The following is a 24,630-nucleotide window of genomic DNA, read 5'->3' as shown; positions in this document are numbered from 1 at the left end:
ACCTGCATTGTCATTCCGGGACGCACTAACGATTTCGTCGGATCAAGCAAATCGAGCTAACGAGGGGCATTGTCAGCCAGAAACAAAACACTGTATAAATAACCAGACCTAATGCCTGGGAGCGGCCTTCATGCTGGTGCACCTGTCAGTACATAACTACGCCATCGTTGAACATCTCGATCTCGAACTCGATCGCGGGATGAGCGTGATCACAGGAGAAACCGGCGCCGGCAAGTCGATCATGCTGGACGCCCTGGGCCTGACCCTGGGCGATCGCGCCGACAGCGGTGTGGTCCGACCCGGTGCAGACAAGGCCGATATCCTTGCCACCTTCGATCTGGTCGACATTCCGGAAGCACGTACCTGGCTTGCCGAACGCGACCTTGAAAATGAAGGCCCGTGCATCTTGCGCCGCGTGATCACCGCGGAAGGACGCTCGCGTGGCTACATCAATGGCACACCCTGCCCACTGGGCGATCTCAAGGCACTGGGTGAACTGCTGATCGATATCCACAGCCAGCATGAACACCAATCCCTGCTCAAGACCGATACCCACCGTCGCCTGCTCGACGAGTACGCCGGCGCCACGGATCTTGCCCGCCAGGTACAGCTGGCGGCCCAACGCTGGCGCCAGACGCGCCAGGAACTGGAACGCCTTTCCAACTCAGGCGATGAGCAGCGAGCTCGCCATCAATTGCTCAGCTATCAACTCGAAGAACTTGAAAACCTGGGCCTTGGCGACAATGAACTGGAGCAGTTGGAGCAGGAACACAAGAACCTGACCAACGCTGAAACCTTGCTGGGCATCTGCCGGCAAGTCGTCGAACAGTGCAGCGAAAGCGATTCGGGCAATGTCTTGAACGCCCTGACCGCCAGTCTCAACCGCCTGTCGAGCGTGAACAACTCGATTGGTGCTCTGGGCGAGGCCAGCAGCCTGTTGACCAGTGCGCAAATCCAGGTCGAAGAAGCCGTCGGCGAACTGAATCGCTTCCTTGATAATTTCGACGCCGACCCATCGCGTCTTCAATATCTCGAAGAACGACTTGATTCGATCTACACCTTGGCGCGTAAACACCGCATCCAGCCGACCGAAGTCGCCGAGATGCAACAAAAGCTACTGGATGAGATTGAAACGCTGAATGCCAACGACGAATCCATCGAACGACTGAGCGATGAGTTGGCCGCTTATGCGCGTCACTACCAGGAAAAAGCCCGAGAGCTAAGCGACCTGCGCCACCAGGCCTCAAGCAGCCTGGCGAGCGCTGTAGAGCAGGAAATTCAGCGACTGGGAATGCCGGGTGGTCGCTTTACCATTGAGCTACGCCCCAATAGCGGTGACGAACTGCTGCCCAACGGACTTGAACAGGTCGAGCTATTGGTCAGCGCCAACCCCGGGCAGCCCTTAAAAGCACTGGCAAAGGTAGCGTCGGGCGGCGAATTGTCCCGAATCAGCCTTGCCATTCAGGTGATCACCGCACAAACCTCCCGCGTACCCACCCTGGTATTCGACGAAGTGGACGTGGGCATCGGCGGACCGACAGCCGAAATCGTCGGCCAGCTTCTACGTCGACTGGGGGAACGAGGACAGGTTCTGACCGTTACCCACTTGCCACAAGTAGCAGCACAAGGTCATCAACACCTGTTTGTTCACAAGGTGCGCGGCGAAGACGCCACCCGCACCGCCGTCTCCAGACTAAGTAAAAATGATCGTGTCGAAGAAGTCGCACGGATGCTGGGAGGTATCGACCTCACCAAGGAATCCCTGGCTCACGCCAGGAAAATGGTCGTAACCGCGAAGATTTAAGTTCGGCAGAAAGCACGAAGGCGACCCTTGGGTCGCCTTCGTTCGTTTCGCGAACCTCAGGTTCGCGCGACTTGCTTACTTTTTCTTGCGTACATACAACACAAGATTGTGATCAACCATTTCGAAGCCATATTTGTCGACGATGGCTTTCTGCAGGCGCTCGATTTCTTCGTCGAAGAACTCAATCACTTCACTGGTCTCGACGTTAACCATATGGTCATGATGCTTGCCGTCGTCCAGCTCGAAGACCGCATGGCCTCCGTCGAAGTTGTGCCGCACCACAAGGCCAGCTGCCTCGAACTGAGTCAGTACACGGTAAACCGTGGCCAAACCGACATCCTCGCCAGCCTCCATCAGTGCCTTGTAGACATCTTCAGCACTCATATGACGCTGCTCGGCGGAATCGAGCATTTGCAGAATTTTGACCCGTGGAAGGGTCACTTTGAGGCCGGCTTTGCGTAGTTCGCTATTTTCAACCATGGTCAGCTTTCTCGCGATGCTGCTTCGCAGCTTCTCTTAATGCGGGTATGATCGGCGTTTACGTTGTCCCAGCCAAGATAGTGGAAGTCGCCCACCGATGCAAAACACCAAGCTCTTGCTAACCAGTTTCACCTTTGTGGGACTGCTCGCACTCGCCGGTTGTTCATTCCCCGGGGTTTACAAAATCGACATCCAGCAGGGCAATGTCGTCACGCAGGACATGATAGACCAGTTACGCCCGGGAATGACCCGTAAGCAAGTAAGGTTTATCATGGGCAACCCTCTGCTGACCGACACGTTCCACGCCGATCGCTGGGATTATCTGTATAGCCTGCAACCGGGTGGTGGTGAACGCCAACAAGAACGCATTAGCGTCATCTTCAACGCAAATGACCAGCTTGTCAGCCTCTCCGGAGACTTCATGCCGGGCATGAGCCGCGACGAGGCGATTCTCGGCAAGGACACCGCCACGACAGTGGCTGCCCCTGTAGAAAACACCGAGAAGCCGAAACCAAAACCTGAAAAACCGGTCAAGCCAGGCTCGCTACTGGACCAGATCCAGAAGGACGTTGACGGTGTAGAGACCGCTCCGGTCCCGACGCCAGAACCTCTGGATACTTCGCCGCAATAATCTGCAACGCAATAAAAAACCCGGCATGCCGGGTTTTTTATTGCGTGAGTTTTAACGCCTCACTGATTCCGCGCCTTGGCCTCGGCAGCCTTGGCTGCACGCAACCTGCGAACTTCTTTCGGGTCCGCCAGCAACGATCGGTAAATCTCGATTCGATCTCCCGGTTGAACCGGACGACTGTCAGAATCGTTTAACGCCTTTCCAAAGATGCCTACCGGGCACTCGGTCAAGTCCAGCTCCGGAAAAGCCAGACCTATACCCGATGCCAGCAATGCCGCCCTGACGGTCGTTCCGGTTGGCACTGACACCGACAGAAGCAGTTGCCGATCAACAGCGGCATACACCACCTCGACCTCTATCAGCACCTCATCCATACATTTGCTTGGCCCGCTGGCAGAATGCATCCACCAGCGTGTTGGCGGCCTGATTGAACAGCGGGCCCAGAGTCGCCCGAACAATCGGCCCTGCGTAGTCGAACGACAGGTCCAGACTGATCTTGCAGGCCTTCTCGCCCAATGGCTTGAACACCCAGATACCGTGCAACTGAGTGAATGGCCCCTCTTCGAGATTCATTTCAATCGACTGACCGGGAACCAGGGTGTTACGCGTCACGAAATGCTGACTTAGCCCACCCTTGGCCACTCCAACACTGGCACGCATATGCTCGAAAGAGCTTTCCAGGACTTCGGCCGTTGAGCACCACGGCAAGAATTCCGGATACCGCGCTACATCGTTGACCAGGTCATAAAGCGCTTGCGCCGGATAGGGCAGCAAGGCCGAACGTGAAATATGTGTCGTCATGTCAGCGTCACTTCCACAGCTGTGCGGCAAACACTACGAGAATGCCGATGGGCGCCACATAGCGCATCAAGAACAAGGACAGGGCGAACAACGCAGGGTTGCGGATCGACAACTCGTCGCGCACCGCTTCACGCCCCATCACCCAGCCTGCAAACACCACGAAACACAAACCACCGAGTGGCAACATGATCCGTGAGGTGAAGAAATCGATGACTCCAAAAAAATCCAGACCGCCCGCGGCTCCCCATTGGTAGAGGTGGAACAAACCGCCTTCGTTCACGAAAAACTTGGCTTGCTTCCAGATATTGAAAGAAAACACCGTACCGAGACCGACAAACCAGCAGGTGAACGCCAGCCAGAAGGTTACCCAGGCGCGGCTGACTTTCGTCCGTTCGACCAGGTACGCCACCATCGGCTCAAGCAGCGAAATGGCCGAACTCCATGCCGCAATCGCTACCAGTACGAAAAACACTACGCCCATCAATTGGCCGAAGACTACGTTACCAAAGGCAAATGGCAAGCTGACAAACATCAGGCCGGGGCCTTCGCTTGGATTCAAGCCTGCGGCGAACACAATCGGAAACAACGCCAGACCGGCCACCAGCGAAACGAAGGTATCGAGCAGCGCCACGCCAACGACAGTCCCGGAAATCGACGAATGCTTCGGCATGTAAGCGCCATAAATCATGATCGAACCCACACCGACGCTCAGGGAAAAGAACGCATGCCCCATGGCTGGCAACAAACCATCGAGGACCTTTTCCGGATGGAAGTCGAACATGAAATGCACGCCTTCCATGAAATGCCCGGTCGTCATGCTGTAGCCCAGCAACACCAGGATCATCACAAACAGCAGCGGCATCATGATCCGCAGACTGCGCTCAAGACCTGCCACCACCCCTTTGGCAATCACCAGGGCTGACAGCAGCATGAAAATCGAGTGCCAAAGTGTCAGACGCCATGGATCGGCGATCACATTACCGAAGTAGGCGCCCACCTGATCCGGTGTCACACCCTGGAAGTCGCCCCGGCCCATGTCGACGATGTAATCCAGCGACCAGCCGCCCACGACACTATAGAAAGACAGGATCAACAACGCCGTGATCATGCCGGCAAAGGCCCCCCAGGACCATTTACCCGAATGCCCGGCTTCCTGCGCCAGCACCTTCAGCGCATTGGCCGGACTCTGCCGGGCACGCCGGCCGATCAGGGTTTCCGCCAGCATGACCGGCACTCCAATCAGCGCAATACAGGCCAGGAACATCAGCACGAAGGCGCCGCCGCCATAGACGCCAACCATGTACGGGAATTTCCAGATACTACCCAGGCCCACGGCCGAACCGGTCGCGGCGAGTATGAAGACCCAGCGGCTAGCCCAACTGCCGTGGACAGAAACCTTGTCTGTCGACATCGTTATTACGACCAAGCATTCAAAAAAGAGCGCGCATTGTCCGGGATTCAATCAACCTGCTCAAGCACGCAGCAACACCGTAGCCGACTCGCGTGCAACTCCCTATAATGCCGCCCCTATGGCTAAACAGAAGAAACACCCAACAGGGACCATCGCGCAAAATAAAAAGGCGCGGCACGATTACTTCATCGAACATCGGTTCGAGGCTGGTCTGGTCCTGGCCGGCTGGGAAGTAAAAAGTCTGCGGGCGAGCAAGCTGCAACTGGTCGACAGTTACGTGCTGCTCAAGGATGGCGAAGCCTGGCTGCTCGGCAGTCACATTACGCCCCTGACAACCGCCAGCACCCACGTCATCGCTGACCCGACCCGCACCCGGAAGTTGCTGCTGAACCGGCGCGAGCTGGACAAGCTGTCTGCCGCTGTGCAGCAAAAGGGTTACGCCTGCGTATGCCTGTCCTGGTACTGGAGCAAGCACATGGTCAAGTGCGAGATCGCTCTGGGCAAGGGCAAGAAGGAATACGACAAGCGTGATACCGAGCGTGAGCGCGATGCCGGCCGCGAGTTGCAGCGCGCGGTGCGCAACAAGGGCAAGGAAGATTAATCTTCCGACCTGATCACTGCTTTTGTGGCGAGGGAGCTTGCTCCCGCCCGGCTGCGCGGCCGTCGCCAATGCATTCGTGACAGCTACGCCAAAAGCCAGGGCCGCTTCGCACCCCAACGGGAGCAAGCTCCATCGCCACATTGAATCTCATTGCAACCGTTACATCCCCTTGCGCCGCTCCGCCCGAGCTACGCGTTGCACTTCCTGACGCACTTCCTCCAGCACTTCCTGCACATACAGGATATGTCGACTGGAGACTTCCCGCGCTTGCTCCGCACGACCTTCGACAATCGCCTGGTACAACTCGCGATGCTGGGTGATCAGCATGTCCCGGGTTTCCGTGCGCTGCTTGTACATGCCGCCAATGTTGGTCACCACATTGCGCTTGAGCAGATCGAATAACCCACGAATGGTGTGCAACAACACGGCGTTGTGACTGGCTTCGGCGATTGCCAGATGGAATTTCGCATCTGCCGCGCCCTCTTCCGCGCGACTTACGTCATCGTGACGCGAATAGCAGTCCTGCAATTCGTTGAACGCCGCCGTCAACCGCTCACGATCAACATCCGTGGCGCGTAACGCAGCGTAATAGGCGCAGGACGCTTCGAGCGTATGTCGAAACTCCAACAGATCGCGCTGCGCTTCAGGATTGCTTTCCAGCAGATGCAGCAATGGATCACTGAAGGTCGTCCCCAGCGATTCCACCACATAATTGCCGCCACCCTGCCGACTGACGAGCAAGCCCTTGGCCGCCAGTTTTTGAATGGCCTCGCGCAACGAAGGGCGTGACACGCCGAACTGTTCGGCCAATACGCGCTCAGCTGGCAAGCGCTCACCCGCCTTCAGCGTGCCCTCAAGGATCATGCCCTCAAGCCGCTCGACAATATCGTCAGACAAACGGCGCTGCCGAATCTGATCAAACCCCATAACTCAATTTCTCCACGATCCCGACGACTCGCCGGGGCTCTATTCTGGCCTATCGGCGCAGCGCCGACACCTGCCAGACAGCAATTGCTTGAACAGACCAGACGACCTGAATACGCAGGCATTCGACAAAAGTTTTAGAGCGGCAAATTGACACACCGCCCACAAGGCTTTTACCCTAGCCAACAGCGATTGTAAATTGGTATTACCAATTAGCCAAGAACGCTGATCAGTGCCTGACCAACAACAATTAGGGGCCACCCCATATGCAAACCTGGCAACAGCTCTACAGCCCGCTCGGCAGCCTCGGCTTGTCCGCCCTCGCGGCCGTTATTCCCATCGTGTTTTTCTTCCTGGCCCTGGCCGTCTTCCGCCTCAAAGGCCACGTGGCTGGCAGCATCACCCTGGCCTTGTCGATTCTGGTGGCAATCTTTGCCTTCCAGATGCCGGTCGACATGGCATTCGCCGCCGCCGGGTATGGCTTCGCCTACGGTCTGTGGCCGATCGCGTGGATCATCGTGGCCGCCGTTTTCCTCTACAAACTGACGGTCAAAAGTGGGCAGTTCGAAATCATCCGCAGCTCCGTGTTGTCGATTACCGACGACCAGCGCCTGCAAGTGCTGCTGATCGGCTTCTGCTTCGGTGCCTTCCTGGAGGGTGCAGCCGGTTTTGGCGCGCCAGTCGCGATTACCGCCGCGCTGCTGGTAGGGCTGGGCTTCAATCCGCTGTACGCCGCCGGCCTTTGCCTGATCGCGAACACCGCTCCAGTGGCGTTCGGCGCACTGGGCATCCCGATCATCGTCGCCGGGCAAGTGACCGGCATCGACGCGTTCAAGATCGGAGCCATGGCCGGCCGCCAACTGCCCCTGCTGTCGCTGTTCGTGCCGTTCTGGCTGGTGTTCATGATGGACGGCCTGCGCGGCGTCCGTGAGACCTGGCCAGCCGCACTGGTGGCCGGCCTGAGCTTTGCCGTCACCCAGTTCTTCACCTCCAATTTCATCGGCCCGGAACTGCCGGACATCACCTCGGCGCTGGTTTCCCTGGTTTCACTAACCCTGTTTCTGAAAGTCTGGCAGCCGAAGCGCGCCGCCGGCCAACACATCGTCGGCGCCGTTTCGGCGTCCGTGGTAACCGCCAGCACCGGTGGTTTTGGCCAGAAGCGCACCACCGTGGCTTCGCCTTACAGCCTGGGTGAAATTTTCAAAGCCTGGTCGCCGTTCCTGATCCTGACCGTACTGGTCACCATCTGGACCCTGAAACCGTTCAAGGCCATGTTCGCCGCCGGCGGCTCGATGTACAGCTGGGTGTTCAACTTCGCCATTCCGCATCTGGATCAAATGGTGATCAAGGTTGCACCGATCGTGGCAGCGCCCACGGCTATCCCGGCGGTATTCAAGCTTGACCCGATTTCCGCGACCGGTACGGCGATTTTCTTCTCGGCGCTGATCTCGATGCTGATTCTGAAGATCAACATCAAAACTGGTCTGACCACTTTAAAAGAGACCTTCTACGAGCTGCGCTGGCCGATCCTGTCCATCGGCATGGTGCTGGCCTTCGCCTTTGTCACCAACTACTCGGGCATGTCCTCGACCATGGCCCTGGTATTGGCCGCCACTGGCGCCGCGTTCCCGTTCTTCTCGCCATTCCTCGGCTGGCTCGGTGTGTTCCTGACCGGTTCGGACACTTCGTCCAACGCCCTGTTCAGCTCGTTGCAGGCGACCACCGGGCACCAGATCGGCGTTAACGACACCTTGCTGGTCGCGGCGAACACCAGCGGCGGCGTGACCGGCAAGATGATCTCGCCACAATCGATCGCCGTGGCCTGCGCCGCGACTGGCCTGGTGGGCAAAGAGTCGGATCTGTTCCGCTTCACCCTCAAGCACAGCCTATTCTTTGCAACGATCGTCGGCCTGATCACCTTGGCCCAGGCCTACTGGTTCACCGGCATGCTGGTGCACTAAACGCCACAAGCGGCATGGAAAAAACCGACGCCGGACCACGACTCCGGCGTCAGCTATTCACCACCCGGTCTGTAAGGCTGCTGAAAGAATCACTCTCTATATTCAGCAGCCTCAGCGGACGGATAACCGGGATCACCCGGAGACACGCCTGATGAGCGAACTCTTTTACAACGCTGTGCCGAATGCGACCCGTGTCGCCCCGCCACTGCCCGAGCCTCGGCAATACCCCAGCGAGAAACCGCAAAGGGTCTACCTGTTCGGGACCTGCGTAGTGGATTTGTTCTACCCGGAAGCCGGAATGGACGCGATCCACTTGCTGGAACGCGAAGGCATCCGTGTCGAGTACCCGCAAGGGCAAAGCTGCTGCGGCCAACCGGCCTACACCTCGGGTTACACCGAGCAGGCAAGGACTGTGGCACGCTCGCAACTGGCGCTGTTTGCCGGGGATTATCCGGTGGTGGTGCCATCCGGTTCTTGCGCAGGCATGTTGCGTGAACACTATGCCGACTTGTTCAAGGACGAACCGCAAACGTTGAAACAGGTTCAGGCACTGGCTGCCAGAACCTACGAACTCGCCGAATTCCTGCTGCATGTCTGCAAGGTGCAGCTCAAGGACAGCGGCGAGCCTGTAAAAGTGGCGTTGCACACTTCGTGCTCGGCACGTCGGGAAATGAACACCCATTTGCATGGCCGCGCGTTGCTGGCGCAGTTGAGCAATGTGGAGCGAGTCGAGCACAGCCACGAAAGTGAATGCTGTGGCTTTGGTGGGACTTTCAGCGTCCGTATGCCAGACATCTCCGGCGCGATGGTGGCCGACAAGACCCGGTCGTTGAAGGAATCCGGTGCGCACAAGGTACTCAGTGCCGACTGCGGTTGCCTGATGAACATCAATGGCTCGCTGGAAAAACAAAAGGAATCGCTGCGCGGCCAACACCTGGCCACCTTCCTTTGGCAGCGTACCGGAGGTGCCCAATGAGCACTTCCACGATTATTCCTACGATTGCCGTAGAAGAAGATTTTCGCACCCGTGCTCACCAGGCGCTGGGTGATGCGCAATTGCGAAACAACTTTCGCAAGGCGATGGATTCACTGATGACCAAACGGGCAGCGGCGTTCAGCGATGCCCATGAAAGAGAACATTTGCGAGCGCTGGGCAACGCTGTCCGTGCCCGAGCATTATCCAAGCTGCCCGACCTGCTCGAGCAACTTGAACAGAACCTGACCCGCAACGGTGTGAAAGTGCACTGGGCGGAAACGGTGGACGAAGCCAATGGCATCGTCCTCTCGATCATCCGCGCTCACGAGGGGCGGCAAGTGATCAAGGGCAAATCGATGGTCAGCGAAGAAATGGAGATGAACCATTTCCTCGCTGATCAGGGCATTGAATGCCTTGAATCGGACATGGGCGAATACATCGTCCAGCTCGACAACGAGAAGCCTTCACACATCATTATGCCGGCGATCCACAAGAATGCCGGTCAGGTCGCGTCCTTGTTCCACGACAAACTTGGCGTGGAATACACCAAGGACGTTGACCAACTCATTCAGATCGGTCGCAGGGTCCTGCGGCAGAAATTCTTCGAAGCGGACATCGGTGTCTCCGGCGTCAACTTCGCCGTGGCCGAAACCGGCACCCTGTTGCTGGTGGAAAACGAAGGCAACGGCCGCATGACCACCACCGTGCCGCCGGTACATATCGCCGTCACCGGTATCGAGAAAGTCGTGGAAAACCTGCGCGACGTGGTGCCGCTCTTGTCGCTGCTGACCCGCTCGGCCCTGGGCATTCCGATCACCACTTACGTCAACATGATCTCCGGCCCACGCAAGGCGCATGAACTCGACGGCCCGCAGGAAGTGCACCTGGTGCTGCTCGACAACGGTCGCAGCCAGGCCTTTGCCGACAGCGAATTGCGCCAGACCCTGAACTGCATTCGCTGCGGCGCCTGCATGAATCACTGCCCGGTCTACACCCGAATCGGCGGCCATGCCTACGGCGAGGTTTACCCTGGCCCTATCGGAAAAATCATCACCCCGCACATGGTCGGCCTGGCGAAGGTTCCGGACCACCCGAGTGCCTCTTCCTTATGCGGTGCTTGCGGAGAAGTGTGCCCGGTAAAGATTCCGATCCCTTCATTGCTGCGTCGCCTGCGGGAAGAAAACGTCAAAGCCCCGGACAGCCCCCATCAAGTGATGCGCGGCCAGGGCAGCAAGTATTCGCGCAAAGAGCGATTCATCTGGAACGCCTGGGCGAAGCTCAACAGTTCGCCGACGCTGTATCGCCTGTTCGGATTCTTCGCCACACGGCTGCGTGCCCTCACACCGAACAATGTCGGTCCGTGGACACAAAACCACAGCGCACCGAAACCCGCCGCCCGCTCATTGCATGACATGACCCGCGAGCATCTGGCCAAACAGGGAGATCGTTGATGAGCGCCAAGCAAAACATCCTCGCCAAACTGCGTAAAAGCCTGACAGGCACTACGCCGGTTGCCGACAACTTCGACGTCGATCTGGTGACGCAGCCCTACACCTACGCCCCTGAGCAACGCATTGCGCAACTGCGAAAACTGATGGAAGCGGTGCACACGGAAATCCATCTGACAACCGACGAAGACTGGCCAGCGCTGCTGGCAAAACTTCTGGGGGACCGTCAGTTGCCAAGCCTGTTGATCGCGCCAACCACCGTTCATGGTCAACGCATCACTCAACACTGGGCGAATAATCCGCACCTGCCGGCACTCAAGGCCTACGACCGTCCGGTAGAGGAATGGAAAGCCGAACTGTTCAATGACACACCTGCGAGTCTCACCACCACCCTCGGCGCAATCGCTGCCACAGGCAGCTTGATTCTCTGGCCGACCCGGGAGGAGCCGCGATTGATGAGCCTCGCGCCACCGGTGCATTTCGCCCTGCTCAAGGCCAGCGCAATTCGCGACAACTTCTATCAGGTACAGCAAGAGTTCGAATGGGCCCAGGGCATGCCGACCAATGCTCTGTTGGTGTCCGGCCCGTCGAAAACCGCCGACATCGAGCAGGTGCTGGCCTACGGCGCCCACGGTCCGAAAGACCTGGTGGTATTGATCCTGGAGGACCAATGAGTCTACCGGCCGCTTTTCTGCGTGATGCACAGCAACTGATTCCCCGGGAACGACGCTTCGACGACCCGTTGTCGACGCTGGCCTTCGGCACCGATGCCAGTTTCTACAGACTGATTCCGCAGCTGGTGATTCGCGTCGAATCCGAAGAAGAAGTCGTCACGCTGCTGAAAATGGCCCAGCGTGACCGAGTGCCGGTGACGTTCCGCGCTGCCGGCACCAGTCTCTCTGGCCAGGCGATCAGTGATTCAGTGTTGATCGTGCTCGGGGATAACTGGAACGGTCGCGAGATCCGTGGCCAGGGCACACAAATCCGCCTGCAACCTGGCGTGATCGGCGCCCAGGCCAATGCCTGGCTGGCACCGTTCGGGCGCAAAATCGGCCCTGATCCGGCCTCGATCAATGCCTGCAAAATCGGCGGCATCGTCGCCAACAACGCCAGCGGCATGTGCTGCGGCACGGCGCAAAATACCTATCACACACTGGCCGGGATTCGTCTCGTACTGGCCGACGGCAGTCGTCTCGATACCGAAGATGCCGCCAGCGTCGCGGCGTTTCGCCAGAGCCATGCAGCGCTGCTGGAGCGCTTGGCGACATTGGGTCGCGAGACACGCGCAAACACCGAACTGGCAGCAAGGATTCGCCACAAATACCGCCTGAAAAATACCACCGGCCTGTCACTCAATGCCCTGGTGGATTTCGACGAGCCTGTGGATATCTTGAGCCACTTGCTGGTGGGCTCCGAGGGCACCCTCGGTTTCATCAGTGCCGTGACTTACGACACCGTGATCGATCACCCGAACAAGGCCTCGGCGCTGATTGTGTTTCCCGATGTGGAAACCTGCTGCAACGCGGTTACCGTGCTCAAAAGCCAACCGGTGTCGGCGGTGGAGCTGCTGGACCGCCGCAGTTTGCGCTCGGTACAGAACAAGCCCGGCATGCCGGCTTTCGTACAGCAGCTGTCGAATAACGCCTGCGCCCTGCTGATCGAATCCCGCGCCGCGTCGTCCACACTGCTGCATGAACAATTGGCGCAGATCATGGCGTCCCTGGCGTCGTTCCCGGTGGAGAAACAGGTCGATTTCACGGAAGACCCACTGGAAAACGCCCGTCTCTGGGCGATCCGCAAAGACACCTTCCCCGCCGTCGGCGCGGTGCGCAAAACCGGCACCACGGTGATCATCGAGGATGTGACCTTCCCGGTGGAACAACTGGCCATCGGCGTGAACCGGCTGATCGAGTTGTTCGACAAACATCACTACGACGAAGCGATCCTTTTCGGACACGCGCTAGAAGGCAATCTGCATTTCGTCTTCACCCAAGGCTTCAATAACCCGGAAGAAGTCGCACGCTATCAGGCGTTCATGGATGACGTGGCGCAGTTGGTTGCGGTGGAGTTTGGCGGTTCGCTGAAGGCCGAACACGGTACCGGGCGCAACATGGCACCGTTTGTCGAACTGGAATGGGGCAGCGATGCCTATCAGTTGATGTGGCAACTCAAACGCCTGCTCGATCCCAACGGCATTCTCAACCCGGACGTTGTGCTCAGCGAAGATCCGCAGATCCACCTCAAGCATCTCAAGCCCTTGCCGGCCGCCGACGAGATTGTGGACAAGTGCATCGAATGCGGTTTCTGCGAGCCGGTTTGCCCGTCGAAAGGCCTGACCCTCAGCCCTCGCCAACGCATCGTGATCTGGCGTGACATTCAGGCGAAGAAACGCGCGGGCGTGGACACCACCGAACTCGAAGCGGCTTACGAGTATCAAGGTATCGATACCTGCGCCGCCACCGGGCTCTGTGCACAGCGTTGCCCTGTAGGCATCAATACCGGCGAGTTGGTGAAAAAGCTTCGCGGACGCCACGCCACGCATAAGAAAACCGCCAACTGGCTGGAAGGCAATTTCGCCACGGCGCTGCAAGGTGCACGTTTCACACTGCACGTCGCTAACGGCGCGCGGATGCTGTTGGGAGCGCCGCGCCTGGCGAAGCTGTCGGCGACGCTGACAAAACTGTCCAAAGGGCAGGTCCCGCAATGGACCAACGCCATGCCACAGCCGGAAAAAGCCATTCGCTTCAGCCCGACCGTGTCGGACGAACGCCCTCGGGTGGTGTACCTCGCAGCGTGTGTGTCGCGGGTCATGGGCCCGGCGGCAGGTGATGAAGAGCAGATGTCGCTGTACGACAAAACCCGCGGACTGCTGGAAAAAGCCGGTTACCAAGTGATCTTTCCGGACAATCTGGACAATCTCTGCTGTGGCCAGCCATTCGCCTCCAAGGGCTATGCCGAACAAGCCGAACACAAACGACAGGAACTGATTGGCGCCTTGCTGCACGCCAGTCGCGGCGGGCTCGATCCGATCTACTGCGACACCAGCCCCTGCACCTTGCGCCTGACCCAGGACCTGGGCGATGTCCGCCTGGACCTGTACGACCCGGTGCGTTTCATCAGTACGCACTTGATGGATCGACTGGACTTCACCCCACAGGACACGCCGATCGCGGTGCATGTCACCTGCAGTACCCAGCACCTCGGGGAAAGCCAGGCGTTGATCGATCTGGCACGCAAATGCAGCAAAACCGTGATCATCCCCGAAGGCATTCACTGCTGCGGGTTTGCCGGCGACAAGGGTTTCACCACCCCCGAACTCAACGCGCACTCGTTGCGCACCTTGAAAGACGCCGTGCAGTACTGCAGCGAAGGCATCTCCACCAGTCGCACCTGCGAGATCGGCCTGAGCCAGCACGGCGGGATCGATTATCACGGGCTGGTCTATCTGGTGGACCGCGTGACCCAGGCACGTCCGTCAGGGCGATGGATTGAATAAGGGGCGTTTTTTGCCCCTTAACTCATGCGCAGTGATGTACACCGGCAGTCACCCGTCCAGCAAAAAAAAACCGAATTCCTGCGCCCGGCTATAGTCATTTAGCTAGGCCCACGTGAAAGGGCTTATAACCACCTCGGCCAGCGGCCCGAATTACCGGCAGCACCGAGCCCTCATGTGCAAGGAGATACCCATGAAGCACTCTGCAATTGCTGGATTGTTCATCACTGCTGCACTGTTGGCGTCGCCGGTATTCGCGGCAGACAAGGATCTTTGTGTAGCGAACATTCAACAAATAAGCGATTTCGTGGACAGTGCGCCCTCCATACCGGAAGGTTCCCTGAACAACGTCAAAGATGCGCTGGAGAAAGCCAAAGCAGCTCAGGCGGCCGGTAACGACAAGGATTGCGTGGAAATCTCCTCCGGCATGATCACCAAAATGCAGATTCGAAACCCGACCCGGAACTGATGCCAGACAAGGGCCAACCTTCGGGTTGGCCTTGCCGACGTACTGGCTCCATCCAGTACGAAGCAAATCCAGAACCCGCCAAATTGCGGGTTTTGGTGCATCTGGGGCTCGGTAAACCTGTTTAGTACCATTGGGCCTGTCGCGCAGTTTTTTCATCGCTTTTCTGCCAAGACCGAATTACTTTGCTGCGCCGCAGTCTTTTAGATAAGCCCAATCAACGTGGCTGATTTTTAGACTCGGCCGAGCCCCCGCCCATACAGCAGCACCGAGCCCATCAGTTCGAGGAGATCCCCATGAAACGTACCTTAGTCGCTGGCCTGTTCATTTCTGCTGCCATGTTGGCCTCTCCCGTATTTGCCGCGGACAACAACCTGTGTACGAGCAAGCTGCAAGAGCTCGAAGCCAAAGTGAATTCGCTGCCAGCGACCTCCACCAATGCACCCGAGATCAAAAGGCTGTTGGCCAGCGCCAAAGCTTCACAAGCCGCCAAAGATGACAAAAAATGCGCCACCGAGGCCAGCCAGGCATTGTCTATGGCAAATTGACCAACGAACCAACCCATGATCAATCGAGGCCAACCTTGCGGGTGGCCTTCTGAAGCGTGTTGGCGTACACTGTGCAGGCTTGTTGCTCACTTTGATTCACCGAGTAACAGGCTCGGGGCCGTTTAGGATTCGACGCCGGTCGCGAAACTTTAGGTGCATGCCGAGTTGGTAACAGAACTCGTAAATCCACTGTTGCAACTACTTATAGTTGCCAATGACGATAACTACGGCCAGGAATTCGCTATCGCTGCGTAAGCAGCCTTAGAGCCTGAGCTTCTGGTACCTTCGGGTCCAGCAATCATCAGGGGATGTCTGTAAACCCAAAATGATTGTCATATAGAACAGAATCGCCGTGCAGTACGTTGTGGACGAAGCGGCTAAAACTTACACAACTCGCCCAAAGCACCCTGCCCGTCGGGTCGCTGAGGGTTAACTTAATAGACACGGCTACGCATGTAGTACCGACAGCGGAGTACTGGCGGACGGGGGTTCAAATCCCCCCGGCTCCACCAAATAATCATCTAAAGACGTCCACGGACGTCTTTTTTTGTGCCTTAAATCCAGCAAATACAAGGCTTTAGCGTCCATTAGGGTCCACGGACGTTCGACAGAATCCACATCACCTGGTATTCCACATGGTATTCCAAGCCCTTCAGTGGTAATTTTTGGAATACCGAATGATGTCATGGAATACCTCATGTGCGCCCAAGCCACCCGCCTCTCTGATCGCCAGCTCAAAGCTGTAAAACCGAAAGACAAGGACTACGTCCTCAGTGATGGGGATGGTCTACAGCTGCGAGTGAGAATCAATGGCTCTACGCTATGGAACTTTAACTATCGGCAGCCGGTTACCAAGAACCGTATCAACATGGGCCTCGGCACCTACCCAGAACTTTCGCTCGCGCAAGCCAGGAAGAAAACGGTCGAAGCCAGAGAGCTTCTCGCGCAGGGCATCGACCCGAAAGAACATCGTAGCGCGCTGGAGCAGACAAAAAAGCAGGCAACTGAGCACACATTCGAGAACGTGGCGTCCGCTTGGTTTGAACTGAAAAAAGATTCCGTCACTCAGGCTTATGCCGAGGACATCTGGCGTTCGCTCATACTGCATGTTTTTCCAACGCTAGGAACAACACCTATCTCGCAGATCAATGCCCCGACGGTCATCGAGCTGCTGCGCCCTTTGGAAACCAAAGGCAGCCTGGAGACAGTGAAGCGACTGACTCAACGCCTCAACGAGATCATGACCTACGGCGTGAACTCGGGAATGATCTTTGCCAATCCGCTCAGCGGCATCCGGGCCGTTTTCAAAAAGCCGAAAAAGCAGAACATGGCAGCCCTCCGCCCCGAAGAACTGCCAGAACTGATGGTTGCCATCGCCAATGCGAGCATAAAAAGAACAACACGCTGCCTGATCGAATGGCAGCTCCATACCATGACCCGCCCTGCAGAAGCTGCCACGACCTCCTGGGCTGACATCGATCTAGATAAGAAAACCTGGACGATCCCAGCGGAGCGGATGAAGAAGCGACGCGCTCACGTCATACCACTCACCGAACACGCACTGGCTCTACTTGAGACGATCAAACCCTACAGCGGCCACAGAGAGTATGTATTCCCCGCCGATAGAGACCCGCGGACTCACTGCAACAGCCAGACAGCAAACATGGCCCTGAAGCGAATGGGCTTTGAAGGGCGCTTAGTGAGCCACGGCATGCGTTCGATGGCTAGTACTATCCTAAACGAACAAGGATGGGATCCGGAGCTGATCGAGGTCGCACTTGCACACGTGGACAAAGACGAAGTGCGTAGCGCCTACAATCGTGCGGATTACATTGAGAGAAGACGCCCGATGATGGCTTGGTGGAGCGAGCATATACAGCAAGCGGGGATGGGTAGCCTTTCACTGTCCGCAATGCAAGCCCATAAAAGAGGCAGGCTAACACTCGTATAGTCCGCAGGAGAAAAGAGAAGATACTCACGTGCAGTTTACAGTTACTCCTCATTCGGATTTGTGTCCCAGATACATCGCAGGCGGCTATGACGCTTGACCACCGCGAGTGTTCAACTTAGTCAAGCCGCTAATCAACGGCCAGCCAGATTGCCGCGAAGCTGTTCACTGCTGAAAAACTCATAGTGCTCACTCCCTGCGGACAGATAAAAACAATCGCAGCGCACTGTAAACCCGGACTCAAAACACTCAACCCGAGTGCCAAGCCATGATCAAGCTCTCGCCAACCCCATACAAGTTACCTTCAGGGGCCGGTGGAGAACTGAGACCGATTTAAATTTTTCGCCCCAACGGTGAAAAACAAGGCGCTCCGGCCTTCAATTCAGCCAACACTTCCTCATACCCCAAGTCCCCCTCCGCCTCCCGAGCAGGAATCACTTCTCCATGTAACTGAGCACGCAGGTCATCCCAACGTTCCAACAGGACCTTCCAGTTATGCTCGTCGTAAGTCCCTCGAAAGATCACCGGATGCACATCAATGCGCGGCAGCTCTGACGCTGGACTCCCCCGCTCCAGCGCCTCACCCAAACGCCGACTCCAATGACTGCCCACTCGATCGACTCGGCCGATCTGTTGTTCGACTACCCCTGGGTTCCATTCCGGGTGCATGAGGATGACTGTCTTGCATGCCTGATGCAGGTTGAGGCCTTCGCGGCCGACGGTGGATTGGGCCACGAGAACACGGGGAAAGCTGTTCGGGCGGTTGAAGGCCAGTTGCAACAAGCGGCGGGTAGATTGTTCAGTGCCTCCGTACATCAGGCGAGCGAAACCACCCTCCTGGTGGGAAAACTCAGGCTGCAGACGGGCGAGTAGCAGCTCCCATTGCAACGCAATTTCGCCAGTATCCGGTGTGTGGGGATTGTCGTCCGTGTGCTGGTCACCGGCAGCGTTCAGCAGTTGGCAAAAGGCGGTGCACACTTGCTCAGGTGTCAGATGTTCGACGTCCTCACCAGTGAGGTCGAGGATCGCCCGGGTAAACAGCGCCACGGGATGTTTCTCGGCGGTGCCCACCAGATCCTTGTTGAGTTCGGCCTCCTGAAGGTGTTTGAACATCGCGCGGGGTACCTGCTCATGTCCGGGCAGTCCCGCATCCAGCCAGCCGAGCAGACGCCGGCGCAGTTGCTCCCGACGTGTGCTGTGGGTGCTGTATTGATTGGCCAGCAGCTCAGAGATCGAGTTGAGTTTCAGCCGGCAATTCAGCTGACGATGCGCGATCTCCACTGCTGCCCATTCCGAATGGTCATCGGGCTCGTCGGCACGAGCCTGGATAACGCTCTGCGGCCAGTAACGGCCGGCCTCAAGGCTACGTAGCATTTCACGTGCGTTCAGCAGCCGGATCAAAGCCCGCATGGGTGCGGTGAAACGGCCGAACACCAGCACCTTTTCTTCTTGCTCGTGTGCGGCTTCGATGGCCGTGATGGTGGCCAGGATTGCCGGGTGCTCAAACAAGTGGTGAGGGCTCTGAAACGCCTGTGCAGCTGTCTTCAACCACCACTGCACGCGTTGCTGGCGCTTGTCATCGACCGTGCTGGAATGTCCGTCATCCGGCAGGGCAGACGGCTCCGCTGGTTCGTTGATCTGCGCCAGGAGGTCGGCGATGCCATGCCCATTGGCCAGGGTCAATCGCAGGCGTTTGGCCGTTGAATTTTCGTCCAGTCGCGAGGCCACGGAAAGCGCCTCAGTTGCGCACACGGCCTGTCGCCAAGGTAACTTCAGCGCGCGTACATCCACACTGACGGGCTTTTGGGTGTTTCGATAGCTTTCCCCCTGAGCTTCTTGGGCGAAGCGTGAAACGTCGGCGTCTTCACGTTTGTCCCGGCGCAGCAAATAGGGGCTCAACGTCGATTGAAAGGCACTGGCTGCAGCCTGATATTGTTGACGGGCCGTGTCGCTAGAACGCCAATGAACACGCAGATGACGGATGGCCTGCGCAAAGTCGTTGATCACAGGCTGAAGTTGATCGCGCACTTTTTCGTCGAGACCAAGCCGTTCAAAGGTTTGCCGCCATTGCTCGACATCCAGCTCCACAGGAGTCGCTGTCATGCACAAGCGACGGCTGTGCTGAGCTCCCTGCACCACGTTACCGAGCAACCGGCTCAGGCCGCTGTCGGTGCCGCGACTTTTGTGGGCCTCATCGATCAACAGCAGGTCGAAGGAGCCCAGTCCAAGCCCGACCACCTGTTCAAGCCAACCGCGATGAGAAGTACCACGGCGGTAATCGGTGTGAGTATCGGGATTTGGCCAGGCATGCCCGGTCGTGACGTCAGTCAACCAGGTGTAAGCGGGTTGCGCGGCGTCTTCGCTGATACGCCCCACAATACTGGCGGCTGCTCGCTTGACCCATTCATCATAAGGGCCTGACAGGTGGTAGCCATTTGGATACTTGAAACCTGTCTCCTTCCGCCAGCGTGCGAAGACTTCCGGCACCAACTCTCTGCGCCAGCGCATTGCGTTCTCACCCATACGCCAGTTGGCAAAGGTATGGGACAGCACCAGGGTTGGCTCCTGAAACCATGGTTTTTGATTGATGATCTCTTCGGCACTCCAGGCTTCAAAGTAGCCGAGCAGACCACGCAACATAGCGGGAGTAGCGACGCCTCGCAGTTTCAACTCAGCTTGCCACTGATAACCCAGGCCTGGCGGGGCGATGACGGCGGCTCGACCGCCAGCGTCGTTGACTGCGCGAATCAGCTCGACAGCGATACGAGTCTTGCCCATACCCACTTCGTCGGCCAGCACTACCCCGTGTTGGCCAATACGATCGGCCAACGCATGCAGGCTGGCTCGCTGGCCTGGATTCAGGTGCGCAGCCGACTCACCTGCGTCATCTGCATGTTGTTGCTGTTGCATCGCCCGTTCGCGCAGTGAAGCCGCAACGGTTGCCCAACTGAAGGCTATCCGCTTCATGGCAGGACTCCCAGGGGATGTGAGGTGTCGAGTTTCCAATGGGCCTCGATATTGCTCAGTGCGGCTTCGTAGCGCTGCCCTTCCGGATGGTCCGCTGTCTCGGCAAAACAAGGCCTGAACGCAGGTTGACGCAAAGCATGGATGGGGTTGATTTCGAGTGTCAGAAACTGCTGCAACAACTCGCAGCCAGCAGCCTGAATGAGCGATTGCTCCAGTCGGGCACACCACACCGGCCAATCCCGAGGCTCCAGCGCAGTTTGTTTCGCGGCGATGCCTTCGATCAGTTCCATCATTTTCCGAATCGGGTAACGCGCCGCTTCTTTTCCTGCTGCTATGGTTCCCTGCCTGTCGGCAGAGCGCTTGCTGTCGTCGAATGCGTTGGGCAGTTCCTCTTCGCTGGGCGACTGTGGAAAACTGTCGAGTTGCATCCACGCATCCTCCAGGCTGATTTCTGGCAGCTCGGTGGCAGCCAATCGGCCAAACCCGTCCAGCACCGGTACCGTCATGACATGCGTTGCACCCGCCTCTTGCCAACTGACAACCACCTGCCGCGGTCGTGGTCCGCGCCAGGCAAAGCCTTGACCCTCAACATATGCACAAGGCTGTCGCGACGTATCCAGCACTGAGTAATCACTCCGAGAGCGATCATCGGCGCTCAACCAGCCTTGCTCTGGTGTATCCGTGCCCCGCCACATCAAGTAAGCCACGGGCGCTGCGCTGAACACTTCACTCCCCACCTCAAGATCCTTGCCTTGCTGCAGCGTCTCAGGGACGCATTCCTGCTCCCACTGAATCGGCAGGTAATAACCAATCGATTCGGGATCAGAACTCCCCGATTTTGCCGGGTACCAGTTCAAAGGCGTCGGAGCGAATACCACCCCGGCCTCAAGGTTGCCCGTCGATCGCCCCATCTTCAGGGTGAAGCCTTGCCGGGTGAGATTGCCCGAGCCAAGGTACAGCCATGGGCTGGCTGTTTTTTCCGAATGCCCGGTCTCGCTGGCGCTGAAAATGAACTTGGCATGCAAGGTGCGTTTTTGCACGTCAGGAAAGTAGGCCGGCTGAGCCGCAGGTCGTACGCTGACGCTGGCAGCCGTCAAGTTCGCGGCTGCCGCTGCAATGCCCTGGCAGCTCGCCTCGTTGACAAACAGATCTACAGTGCTGGTCGCCGTAAGCAGACGCGGTTCTCCTTCTTCACCGCGCAAGCGCCTGATGATGCTCAACGGGACCGATGCATGCTCTCCGGGCATTGAAGACTCATAATAACCCGAGCCCATGGCCAAGTAGTTACGCGCCGTTTCTCGACCCGAGGCATAAACGACTTTGGCTGGCAGTTGGGCGAGCAGCGACGCTTTTCGGTTATCGAAGAAACGCGCGTTCAATCCGGTAGCTTTCGGCTTGACCTGCTTGAGTAGGATCGCATCCATATCCGCCACGGCCTTGGCTGTCAGCGGGTTGGCGAGCAGCGCACGGTCGTCGTAATGCTCACGTAGCCAAAGCAGTAAACTCCAGGCGCTGCAGATATCTGTCCGGTCCTGCTCCGTTGCCTCGGTGGGTGCTACCAGTTCGTCGCTGCACAGGTCCAGGCGCCAGATCAGATCAAGGCTCTGCTCTAATGTCTGCCGGGTCCAGTTGCCGGTGGACACAAGCAAACGCAAACACCAGGCGTCGCTCTTGTCAGTGCTGCGGTAACCCAGCACCGCGACCTTGGCGTGCATAAGGTTGAATGGCAAATCGGCTTTCGCCCAAGGTAAATGCAATAGGCCCGGCACTTCGACCGGGGTAATCTGGATCGCGCGCGGGTCCAGCATCAGTGCAAATAGCGTTTCCCCGGCATAGGCACGCTGATTGGCTTGCTGGTGGCTGAAACGCTCAAGCGCATCGTTGAGAAACCTGTCCTCAGCCGAAAAGCCGCAAAGCCAACCGAAGTGGCCAGTAAAACCGTCCGGCGTTTCGAAGTGTTGGGCCAGAGAGGCAGGAACCTGACTCATAGACTTACCTCTTCAATGGCTACTGCTGGAGCTGGGGTGAGCCAGGCGCTCAATTGGCCCTGGAGATCCAGGTCCAGTCGATGCAAGCGATCTACGCGATGGGAAATCCAGGCTGGCAGAGCGGCTTGGAAAGCCTCTCCTTGGGCCTCGATAACAGTCTGGCCAATATCGACCTCCAAAACCTGATGCTGGAACGCACCTCCAGGCAGAATGTCCTTGCCTTGCAGGCGCAGAACCCGACCGTCGCGGCTCACCAGACTGGCCAACAGGCTCGAACTATCAGGATCTATACACTCATGGCAGAAGGTCGAGGCGACAGGATCGGTTCGCTGCCGCTGAGGGTTATCCAGGAACAATCGGGCCATTTCGCGCAAATGAGTGATGTGCGTCGAGATGCGTTCGGGCAGGACACTCCCTAACTCGAACCTCTGCGTGCTCAACACCGCCATGTGTTGCTCCACAGCGTTCAGCATGTTGTAGGCGGCATCCTGCACTTGAAAAAACAGAGCGCCATAATGCAAGTCGTTCCAGTGTTCGGGGGCGATTTCATCGGGTCGCTCGGCCCAATCGAACACGGCTTCCGGCTTGGCGTGACGAGCCCGTACCCAGCCACGTATGGCTGCGCGTCGCAAGCCACCGCTGTCTACGGAAGGTTCAGCATCTATGCGGCGAGACAACAGCGCACGGGCCTGTTCAGGTAAGACTTGTAAAGGCGAGAGCAGCCCAGAAGCGGGGCCTTTCAACCTATCTACAGAATCGCCTCTTTGTGCCCACTGCACCAACTCCTCTAACAGCTCTCCGTCATCCTCACAGCAGGCGTTAACGAATTCATGACCAAAGGCCGTGCAGGTAAAGGCATTGAATCGTTCACCTTGCGCGCGCACCAGCCCCAGGGCCAACAATGCCTGGCCTGTCCCCATTCGCATTGGTTGGCTGACATAAAAACCTGGCTTGCACAGGGTCTTGAAGTCGAAATTTGCCTTGCCGCGCAGCTTCTCCGAACCCCGTACCCTGGCATCACCGTGACCTTTGTTCTGTTTGAGCGCGTAGTAGCAGCCCAACGCTTCAATGGCGTTGGCCGCGTCAATGTTCGAGACATTCGACTTGCGCTCACGCAACTTCTGCGCGAGCGCGATACCCAGCATCGCCAAAAGCAACTGTTTGGCGTACCACACTCCGCCCATGCCAGGGACAGCGCGCTCGTTGTACTCGCGCACTGCGGCGCCAATATCAAGCGTGCGGGTGCGTCTCTCGCCGCCCAATTGTTCAGGGCCAGAGAGACCCCAGATCATGTTCATAAGCGGCTTCCTTTCCATTTGTGGCGAGTCAGTATTTGAACTGGCGCATGGAAAACGACGGTAGCAAAATGCCACAATCGCGTCCATGTTGGCTTCGGCGGGATACCCATGTTCGTTAATTTAAGTCCCAATTAAAGCTTGTCTGATCCATGCCGATATCTTGCAGTAGAACACTCTCGCAGGCACTCACGCCTACACGCACAAGGAAGTTGCGAATGTCTGTGGCCATTCTGATTCATCCTCACCTCATCTCTATTCTTTTACCCCGCTGCCCTGCCGCTGAACGACTGGCCACAATCCGGCTGACTTCGTGGTGAGTGCTACACACCGCTGCTTATACGATCCAGATGTCGCGCGCGACACAATATGTCGTGGGCTTGTTCGACATTTACTCGTCTTGTTTTACCTCTGAACCAGCGAGAGTTATTCCCCATGCAAGAGTCCTTCTATCCGTCGCAAAAACGCTCGAAGCAGCCCACCTTGTTCCTGGCCATCGACATGTGGGGGATTGAAGGTGAGTACGCCGACGGAAACTGGCATGTCCTGCTTCACAGGTTCGCTCTGGACTGGAGCAAGAAACACCCAGACCAGGCAACGGCGACGCTATGGTCAAGTGTTCAACCCTGCAGCCTTTTCGCCAATGGATCGTCTTGCTACGTCTCCGGCAGCGCCAGGTTGCCCGATGCGTTTTTTCAGCAACTGGAGAGCTTCCTACGCTCAGAGTTCGGTAACTGCGCCCGTATTGGTGGAGAAATCCAGGTCAATCCGGACGAGTGGCGGGTGTACCTGCACTTTGAGAACGGCGCAGTCTGGGAGAAATACAACGGCTATGAATGGAGGGAGCTCAAGTTGTGAAGCGACTGGAACCCTTCACCCACAACGACG

The 24,630-nt window shown here is 57.6% G+C and carries 20 protein-coding genes and 1 other RNA gene; 13 read left to right on the top strand and 8 right to left on the bottom strand.

What is annotated here, in order from left to right:
* Positions 1-130 precede the first annotated feature (130 nt).
* Entirely contained in the window at positions 131-1,804 is a 1,674-nt protein-coding gene (gene recN, locus ACGJAX_RS09920; protein WP_390958675.1) for a DNA repair protein RecN, read from the top strand.
* 75 nt (positions 1,805-1,879) lie between these two features.
* Here the strand turns inward: recN and fur are convergent, their stop codons facing one another.
* On the bottom strand, positions 1,880-2,284 hold the full coding sequence (gene fur / locus ACGJAX_RS09915; protein ID WP_003197684.1) for a ferric iron uptake transcriptional regulator: 405 nt from the start codon (positions 2,282-2,284) through the stop codon (positions 1,880-1,882).
* 97 nt (positions 2,285-2,381) lie between these two features.
* Here fur and ACGJAX_RS09910 point away from each other — a divergent pair, with 97 nt between their 5' ends.
* Entirely contained in the window at positions 2,382-2,915 is a 534-nt protein-coding gene (locus ACGJAX_RS09910; RefSeq protein ID WP_247257608.1) for an outer membrane protein assembly factor BamE, read from the top strand.
* 59 nt (positions 2,916-2,974) lie between these two features.
* Here ACGJAX_RS09910 and ACGJAX_RS09905 read toward each other — a convergent pair whose 3' ends face one another.
* Genes ACGJAX_RS09905 through ACGJAX_RS09895 form a run of 3 tightly spaced genes read right to left on the bottom strand, consistent with a single transcriptional unit; the run spans position 2,975 to position 5,127 of the window.
* Positions 2,975-3,289 (bottom strand): RnfH family protein, encoded by a 315-nt coding sequence (locus ACGJAX_RS09905; protein ID WP_248914307.1) that lies wholly within the window; start codon positions 3,287-3,289, stop codon positions 2,975-2,977.
* On the bottom strand, positions 3,282-3,716 hold the full coding sequence (locus tag ACGJAX_RS09900; protein ID WP_390958673.1) for an SRPBCC family protein: 435 nt from the start codon (positions 3,714-3,716) through the stop codon (positions 3,282-3,284). Before ACGJAX_RS09900 ends, ACGJAX_RS09905 begins: the two co-directional genes overlap by 8 nt.
* Positions 3,717-3,723: 7 nt before the next feature.
* Entirely contained in the window at positions 3,724-5,127 is a 1,404-nt protein-coding gene (locus ACGJAX_RS09895) for a sodium-dependent transporter (protein ID WP_390958671.1), read from the bottom strand.
* A gap of 118 nt (positions 5,128-5,245) precedes the next feature.
* Here ACGJAX_RS09895 and smpB point away from each other — a divergent pair, with 118 nt between their 5' ends.
* Positions 5,246-5,728, top strand: a complete 483-nt coding sequence (gene smpB / locus ACGJAX_RS09890) for an SsrA-binding protein SmpB (protein WP_090315874.1) — start codon at positions 5,246-5,248, stop codon at positions 5,726-5,728.
* A gap of 159 nt (positions 5,729-5,887) precedes the next feature.
* On the opposite strand, the gene ACGJAX_RS09885 is transcribed toward smpB, so the two are convergent.
* The gene (locus ACGJAX_RS09885; protein WP_090315870.1) at positions 5,888-6,655 is read right to left on the bottom strand and encodes an FCD domain-containing protein; all 768 of its coding nucleotides are present in this window, start codon (positions 6,653-6,655) and stop codon (positions 5,888-5,890) included.
* Between the two features lie 263 nt (positions 6,656-6,918).
* On the opposite strand from ACGJAX_RS09885, the gene ACGJAX_RS09880 reads away from it, so the two are divergent.
* From ACGJAX_RS09880 to ACGJAX_RS09840, 9 genes are all read left to right on the top strand, one after another.
* Positions 6,919-8,613 (top strand): lactate permease LctP family transporter, encoded by a 1,695-nt coding sequence (locus ACGJAX_RS09880; protein WP_248914306.1) that lies wholly within the window; start codon positions 6,919-6,921, stop codon positions 8,611-8,613.
* 151 nt (positions 8,614-8,764) lie between these two features.
* The gene (locus tag ACGJAX_RS09875; protein ID WP_390958668.1) at positions 8,765-9,589 is read left to right on the top strand and encodes a heterodisulfide reductase-related iron-sulfur binding cluster; all 825 of its coding nucleotides are present in this window, start codon (positions 8,765-8,767) and stop codon (positions 9,587-9,589) included.
* Positions 9,586-11,040 (top strand): LutB/LldF family L-lactate oxidation iron-sulfur protein, encoded by a 1,455-nt coding sequence (locus ACGJAX_RS09870; protein ID WP_390958667.1) that lies wholly within the window; start codon positions 9,586-9,588, stop codon positions 11,038-11,040. The genes ACGJAX_RS09875 and ACGJAX_RS09870 overlap by 4 nt, the downstream gene beginning before the upstream one ends.
* The gene (locus ACGJAX_RS09865) at positions 11,040-11,711 is read left to right on the top strand and encodes an LUD domain-containing protein (RefSeq protein WP_390958665.1); all 672 of its coding nucleotides are present in this window, start codon (positions 11,040-11,042) and stop codon (positions 11,709-11,711) included. Before ACGJAX_RS09870 ends, ACGJAX_RS09865 begins: the two co-directional genes overlap by 1 nt.
* Positions 11,708-14,533 (top strand): FAD-linked oxidase C-terminal domain-containing protein, encoded by a 2,826-nt coding sequence (locus tag ACGJAX_RS09860; protein ID WP_390958663.1) that lies wholly within the window; start codon positions 11,708-11,710, stop codon positions 14,531-14,533. Before ACGJAX_RS09865 ends, ACGJAX_RS09860 begins: the two co-directional genes overlap by 4 nt.
* A 190-nt stretch (positions 14,534-14,723) precedes the next feature.
* The gene (locus ACGJAX_RS09855; protein ID WP_390958661.1) at positions 14,724-14,999 is read left to right on the top strand and encodes a hypothetical protein; all 276 of its coding nucleotides are present in this window, start codon (positions 14,724-14,726) and stop codon (positions 14,997-14,999) included.
* Between the two features lie 293 nt (positions 15,000-15,292).
* Complete coding sequence (locus ACGJAX_RS09850; protein WP_390958659.1) at positions 15,293-15,544, top strand: hypothetical protein; 252 nt, start codon at positions 15,293-15,295, stop codon at positions 15,542-15,544.
* Between the two features lie 114 nt (positions 15,545-15,658).
* Positions 15,659-16,056, top strand: a transfer-messenger RNA (tmRNA) gene (gene ssrA / locus ACGJAX_RS09845).
* Positions 16,057-16,241: 185 nt separating this feature from the next.
* A complete protein-coding gene (locus ACGJAX_RS09840) occupies positions 16,242-17,495 on the top strand; it encodes an integrase domain-containing protein (RefSeq protein WP_265069300.1) in 1,254 nt (417 codons plus the stop codon).
* A 330-nt stretch (positions 17,496-17,825) separates the two neighbouring features.
* On the opposite strand, the gene ACGJAX_RS09835 is transcribed toward ACGJAX_RS09840, so the two are convergent.
* From ACGJAX_RS09835 to ACGJAX_RS09825, 3 genes are read right to left on the bottom strand one after another with little or no spacing between them, the layout of a single operon-like run.
* Entirely contained in the window at positions 17,826-20,459 is a 2,634-nt protein-coding gene (locus tag ACGJAX_RS09835) for a helicase-related protein (RefSeq protein WP_390958658.1), read from the bottom strand.
* Positions 20,456-22,447: a hypothetical protein gene (locus tag ACGJAX_RS09830; RefSeq protein ID WP_390958656.1), complete on the bottom strand. Its 1,992-nt coding sequence runs from the start codon at positions 22,445-22,447 to the stop codon at positions 20,456-20,458. Before ACGJAX_RS09830 ends, ACGJAX_RS09835 begins: the two co-directional genes overlap by 4 nt.
* Complete coding sequence (locus tag ACGJAX_RS09825) at positions 22,444-23,745, bottom strand: hypothetical protein (protein ID WP_390958654.1); 1,302 nt, start codon at positions 23,743-23,745, stop codon at positions 22,444-22,446. The genes ACGJAX_RS09830 and ACGJAX_RS09825 overlap by 4 nt, the downstream gene beginning before the upstream one ends.
* Positions 23,746-24,177: 432 nt before the next feature.
* Between ACGJAX_RS09825 and ACGJAX_RS09820 the strand changes: the two genes are divergently transcribed.
* Positions 24,178-24,600, top strand: coding sequence for a hypothetical protein (locus tag ACGJAX_RS09820; RefSeq protein ID WP_390958653.1), 423 nt, complete (start codon positions 24,178-24,180; stop codon positions 24,598-24,600).
* Positions 24,601-24,630: the final 30 nt, after the last annotated feature.

It is taken from the genome of Pseudomonas moorei (assembly GCF_042846945.1).
Classification (GTDB): Bacteria; Pseudomonadota; Gammaproteobacteria; order Pseudomonadales; family Pseudomonadaceae; genus Aquipseudomonas; species Aquipseudomonas moorei.
This window is presented reverse-complemented; position numbering and strand designations above follow the sequence as displayed.

Coding starts and splice junctions, on each gene's coding strand:
- ACGJAX_RS09830 (WP_390958656.1), bottom strand. CDS start 22,447: ATGAGTCAGGTTCCTGCCTCTCTGGCCCAACACTTCGAAACGCCGGAC.
- ACGJAX_RS09910 (WP_247257608.1), top strand. CDS start 2,382: ATGCAAAACACCAAGCTCTTGCTAACCAGTTTCACCTTTGTGGGACTG.
- ACGJAX_RS09895 (WP_390958671.1), bottom strand. CDS start 5,127: ATGTCGACAGACAAGGTTTCTGTCCACGGCAGTTGGGCTAGCCGCTGG.
- ACGJAX_RS09880 (WP_248914306.1), top strand. CDS start 6,919: ATGCAAACCTGGCAACAGCTCTACAGCCCGCTCGGCAGCCTCGGCTTG.
- smpB (WP_090315874.1), top strand. CDS start 5,246: ATGGCTAAACAGAAGAAACACCCAACAGGGACCATCGCGCAAAATAAA.
- ACGJAX_RS09855 (WP_390958661.1), top strand. CDS start 14,724: ATGAAGCACTCTGCAATTGCTGGATTGTTCATCACTGCTGCACTGTTG.
- ACGJAX_RS09885 (WP_090315870.1), bottom strand. CDS start 6,655: ATGGGGTTTGATCAGATTCGGCAGCGCCGTTTGTCTGACGATATTGTC.
- ACGJAX_RS09905 (WP_248914307.1), bottom strand. CDS start 3,289: ATGGATGAGGTGCTGATAGAGGTCGAGGTGGTGTATGCCGCTGTTGAT.
- recN (WP_390958675.1), top strand. CDS start 131: ATGCTGGTGCACCTGTCAGTACATAACTACGCCATCGTTGAACATCTC.
- ACGJAX_RS09825 (WP_390958654.1), bottom strand. CDS start 23,745: ATGAACATGATCTGGGGTCTCTCTGGCCCTGAACAATTGGGCGGCGAG.
- ACGJAX_RS09835 (WP_390958658.1), bottom strand. CDS start 20,459: ATGAAGCGGATAGCCTTCAGTTGGGCAACCGTTGCGGCTTCACTGCGC.
- ACGJAX_RS09875 (WP_390958668.1), top strand. CDS start 8,765: ATGAGCGAACTCTTTTACAACGCTGTGCCGAATGCGACCCGTGTCGCC.
- ACGJAX_RS09850 (WP_390958659.1), top strand. CDS start 15,293: ATGAAACGTACCTTAGTCGCTGGCCTGTTCATTTCTGCTGCCATGTTG.
- ACGJAX_RS09860 (WP_390958663.1), top strand. CDS start 11,708: ATGAGTCTACCGGCCGCTTTTCTGCGTGATGCACAGCAACTGATTCCC.
- ACGJAX_RS09900 (WP_390958673.1), bottom strand. CDS start 3,716: ATGACGACACATATTTCACGTTCGGCCTTGCTGCCCTATCCGGCGCAA.
- ACGJAX_RS09820 (WP_390958653.1), top strand. CDS start 24,178: ATGCAAGAGTCCTTCTATCCGTCGCAAAAACGCTCGAAGCAGCCCACC.
- ACGJAX_RS09840 (WP_265069300.1), top strand. CDS start 16,242: ATGTGCGCCCAAGCCACCCGCCTCTCTGATCGCCAGCTCAAAGCTGTA.
- fur (WP_003197684.1), bottom strand. CDS start 2,284: ATGGTTGAAAATAGCGAACTACGCAAAGCCGGCCTCAAAGTGACCCTT.
- ACGJAX_RS09870 (WP_390958667.1), top strand. CDS start 9,586: ATGAGCACTTCCACGATTATTCCTACGATTGCCGTAGAAGAAGATTTT.
- ACGJAX_RS09865 (WP_390958665.1), top strand. CDS start 11,040: ATGAGCGCCAAGCAAAACATCCTCGCCAAACTGCGTAAAAGCCTGACA.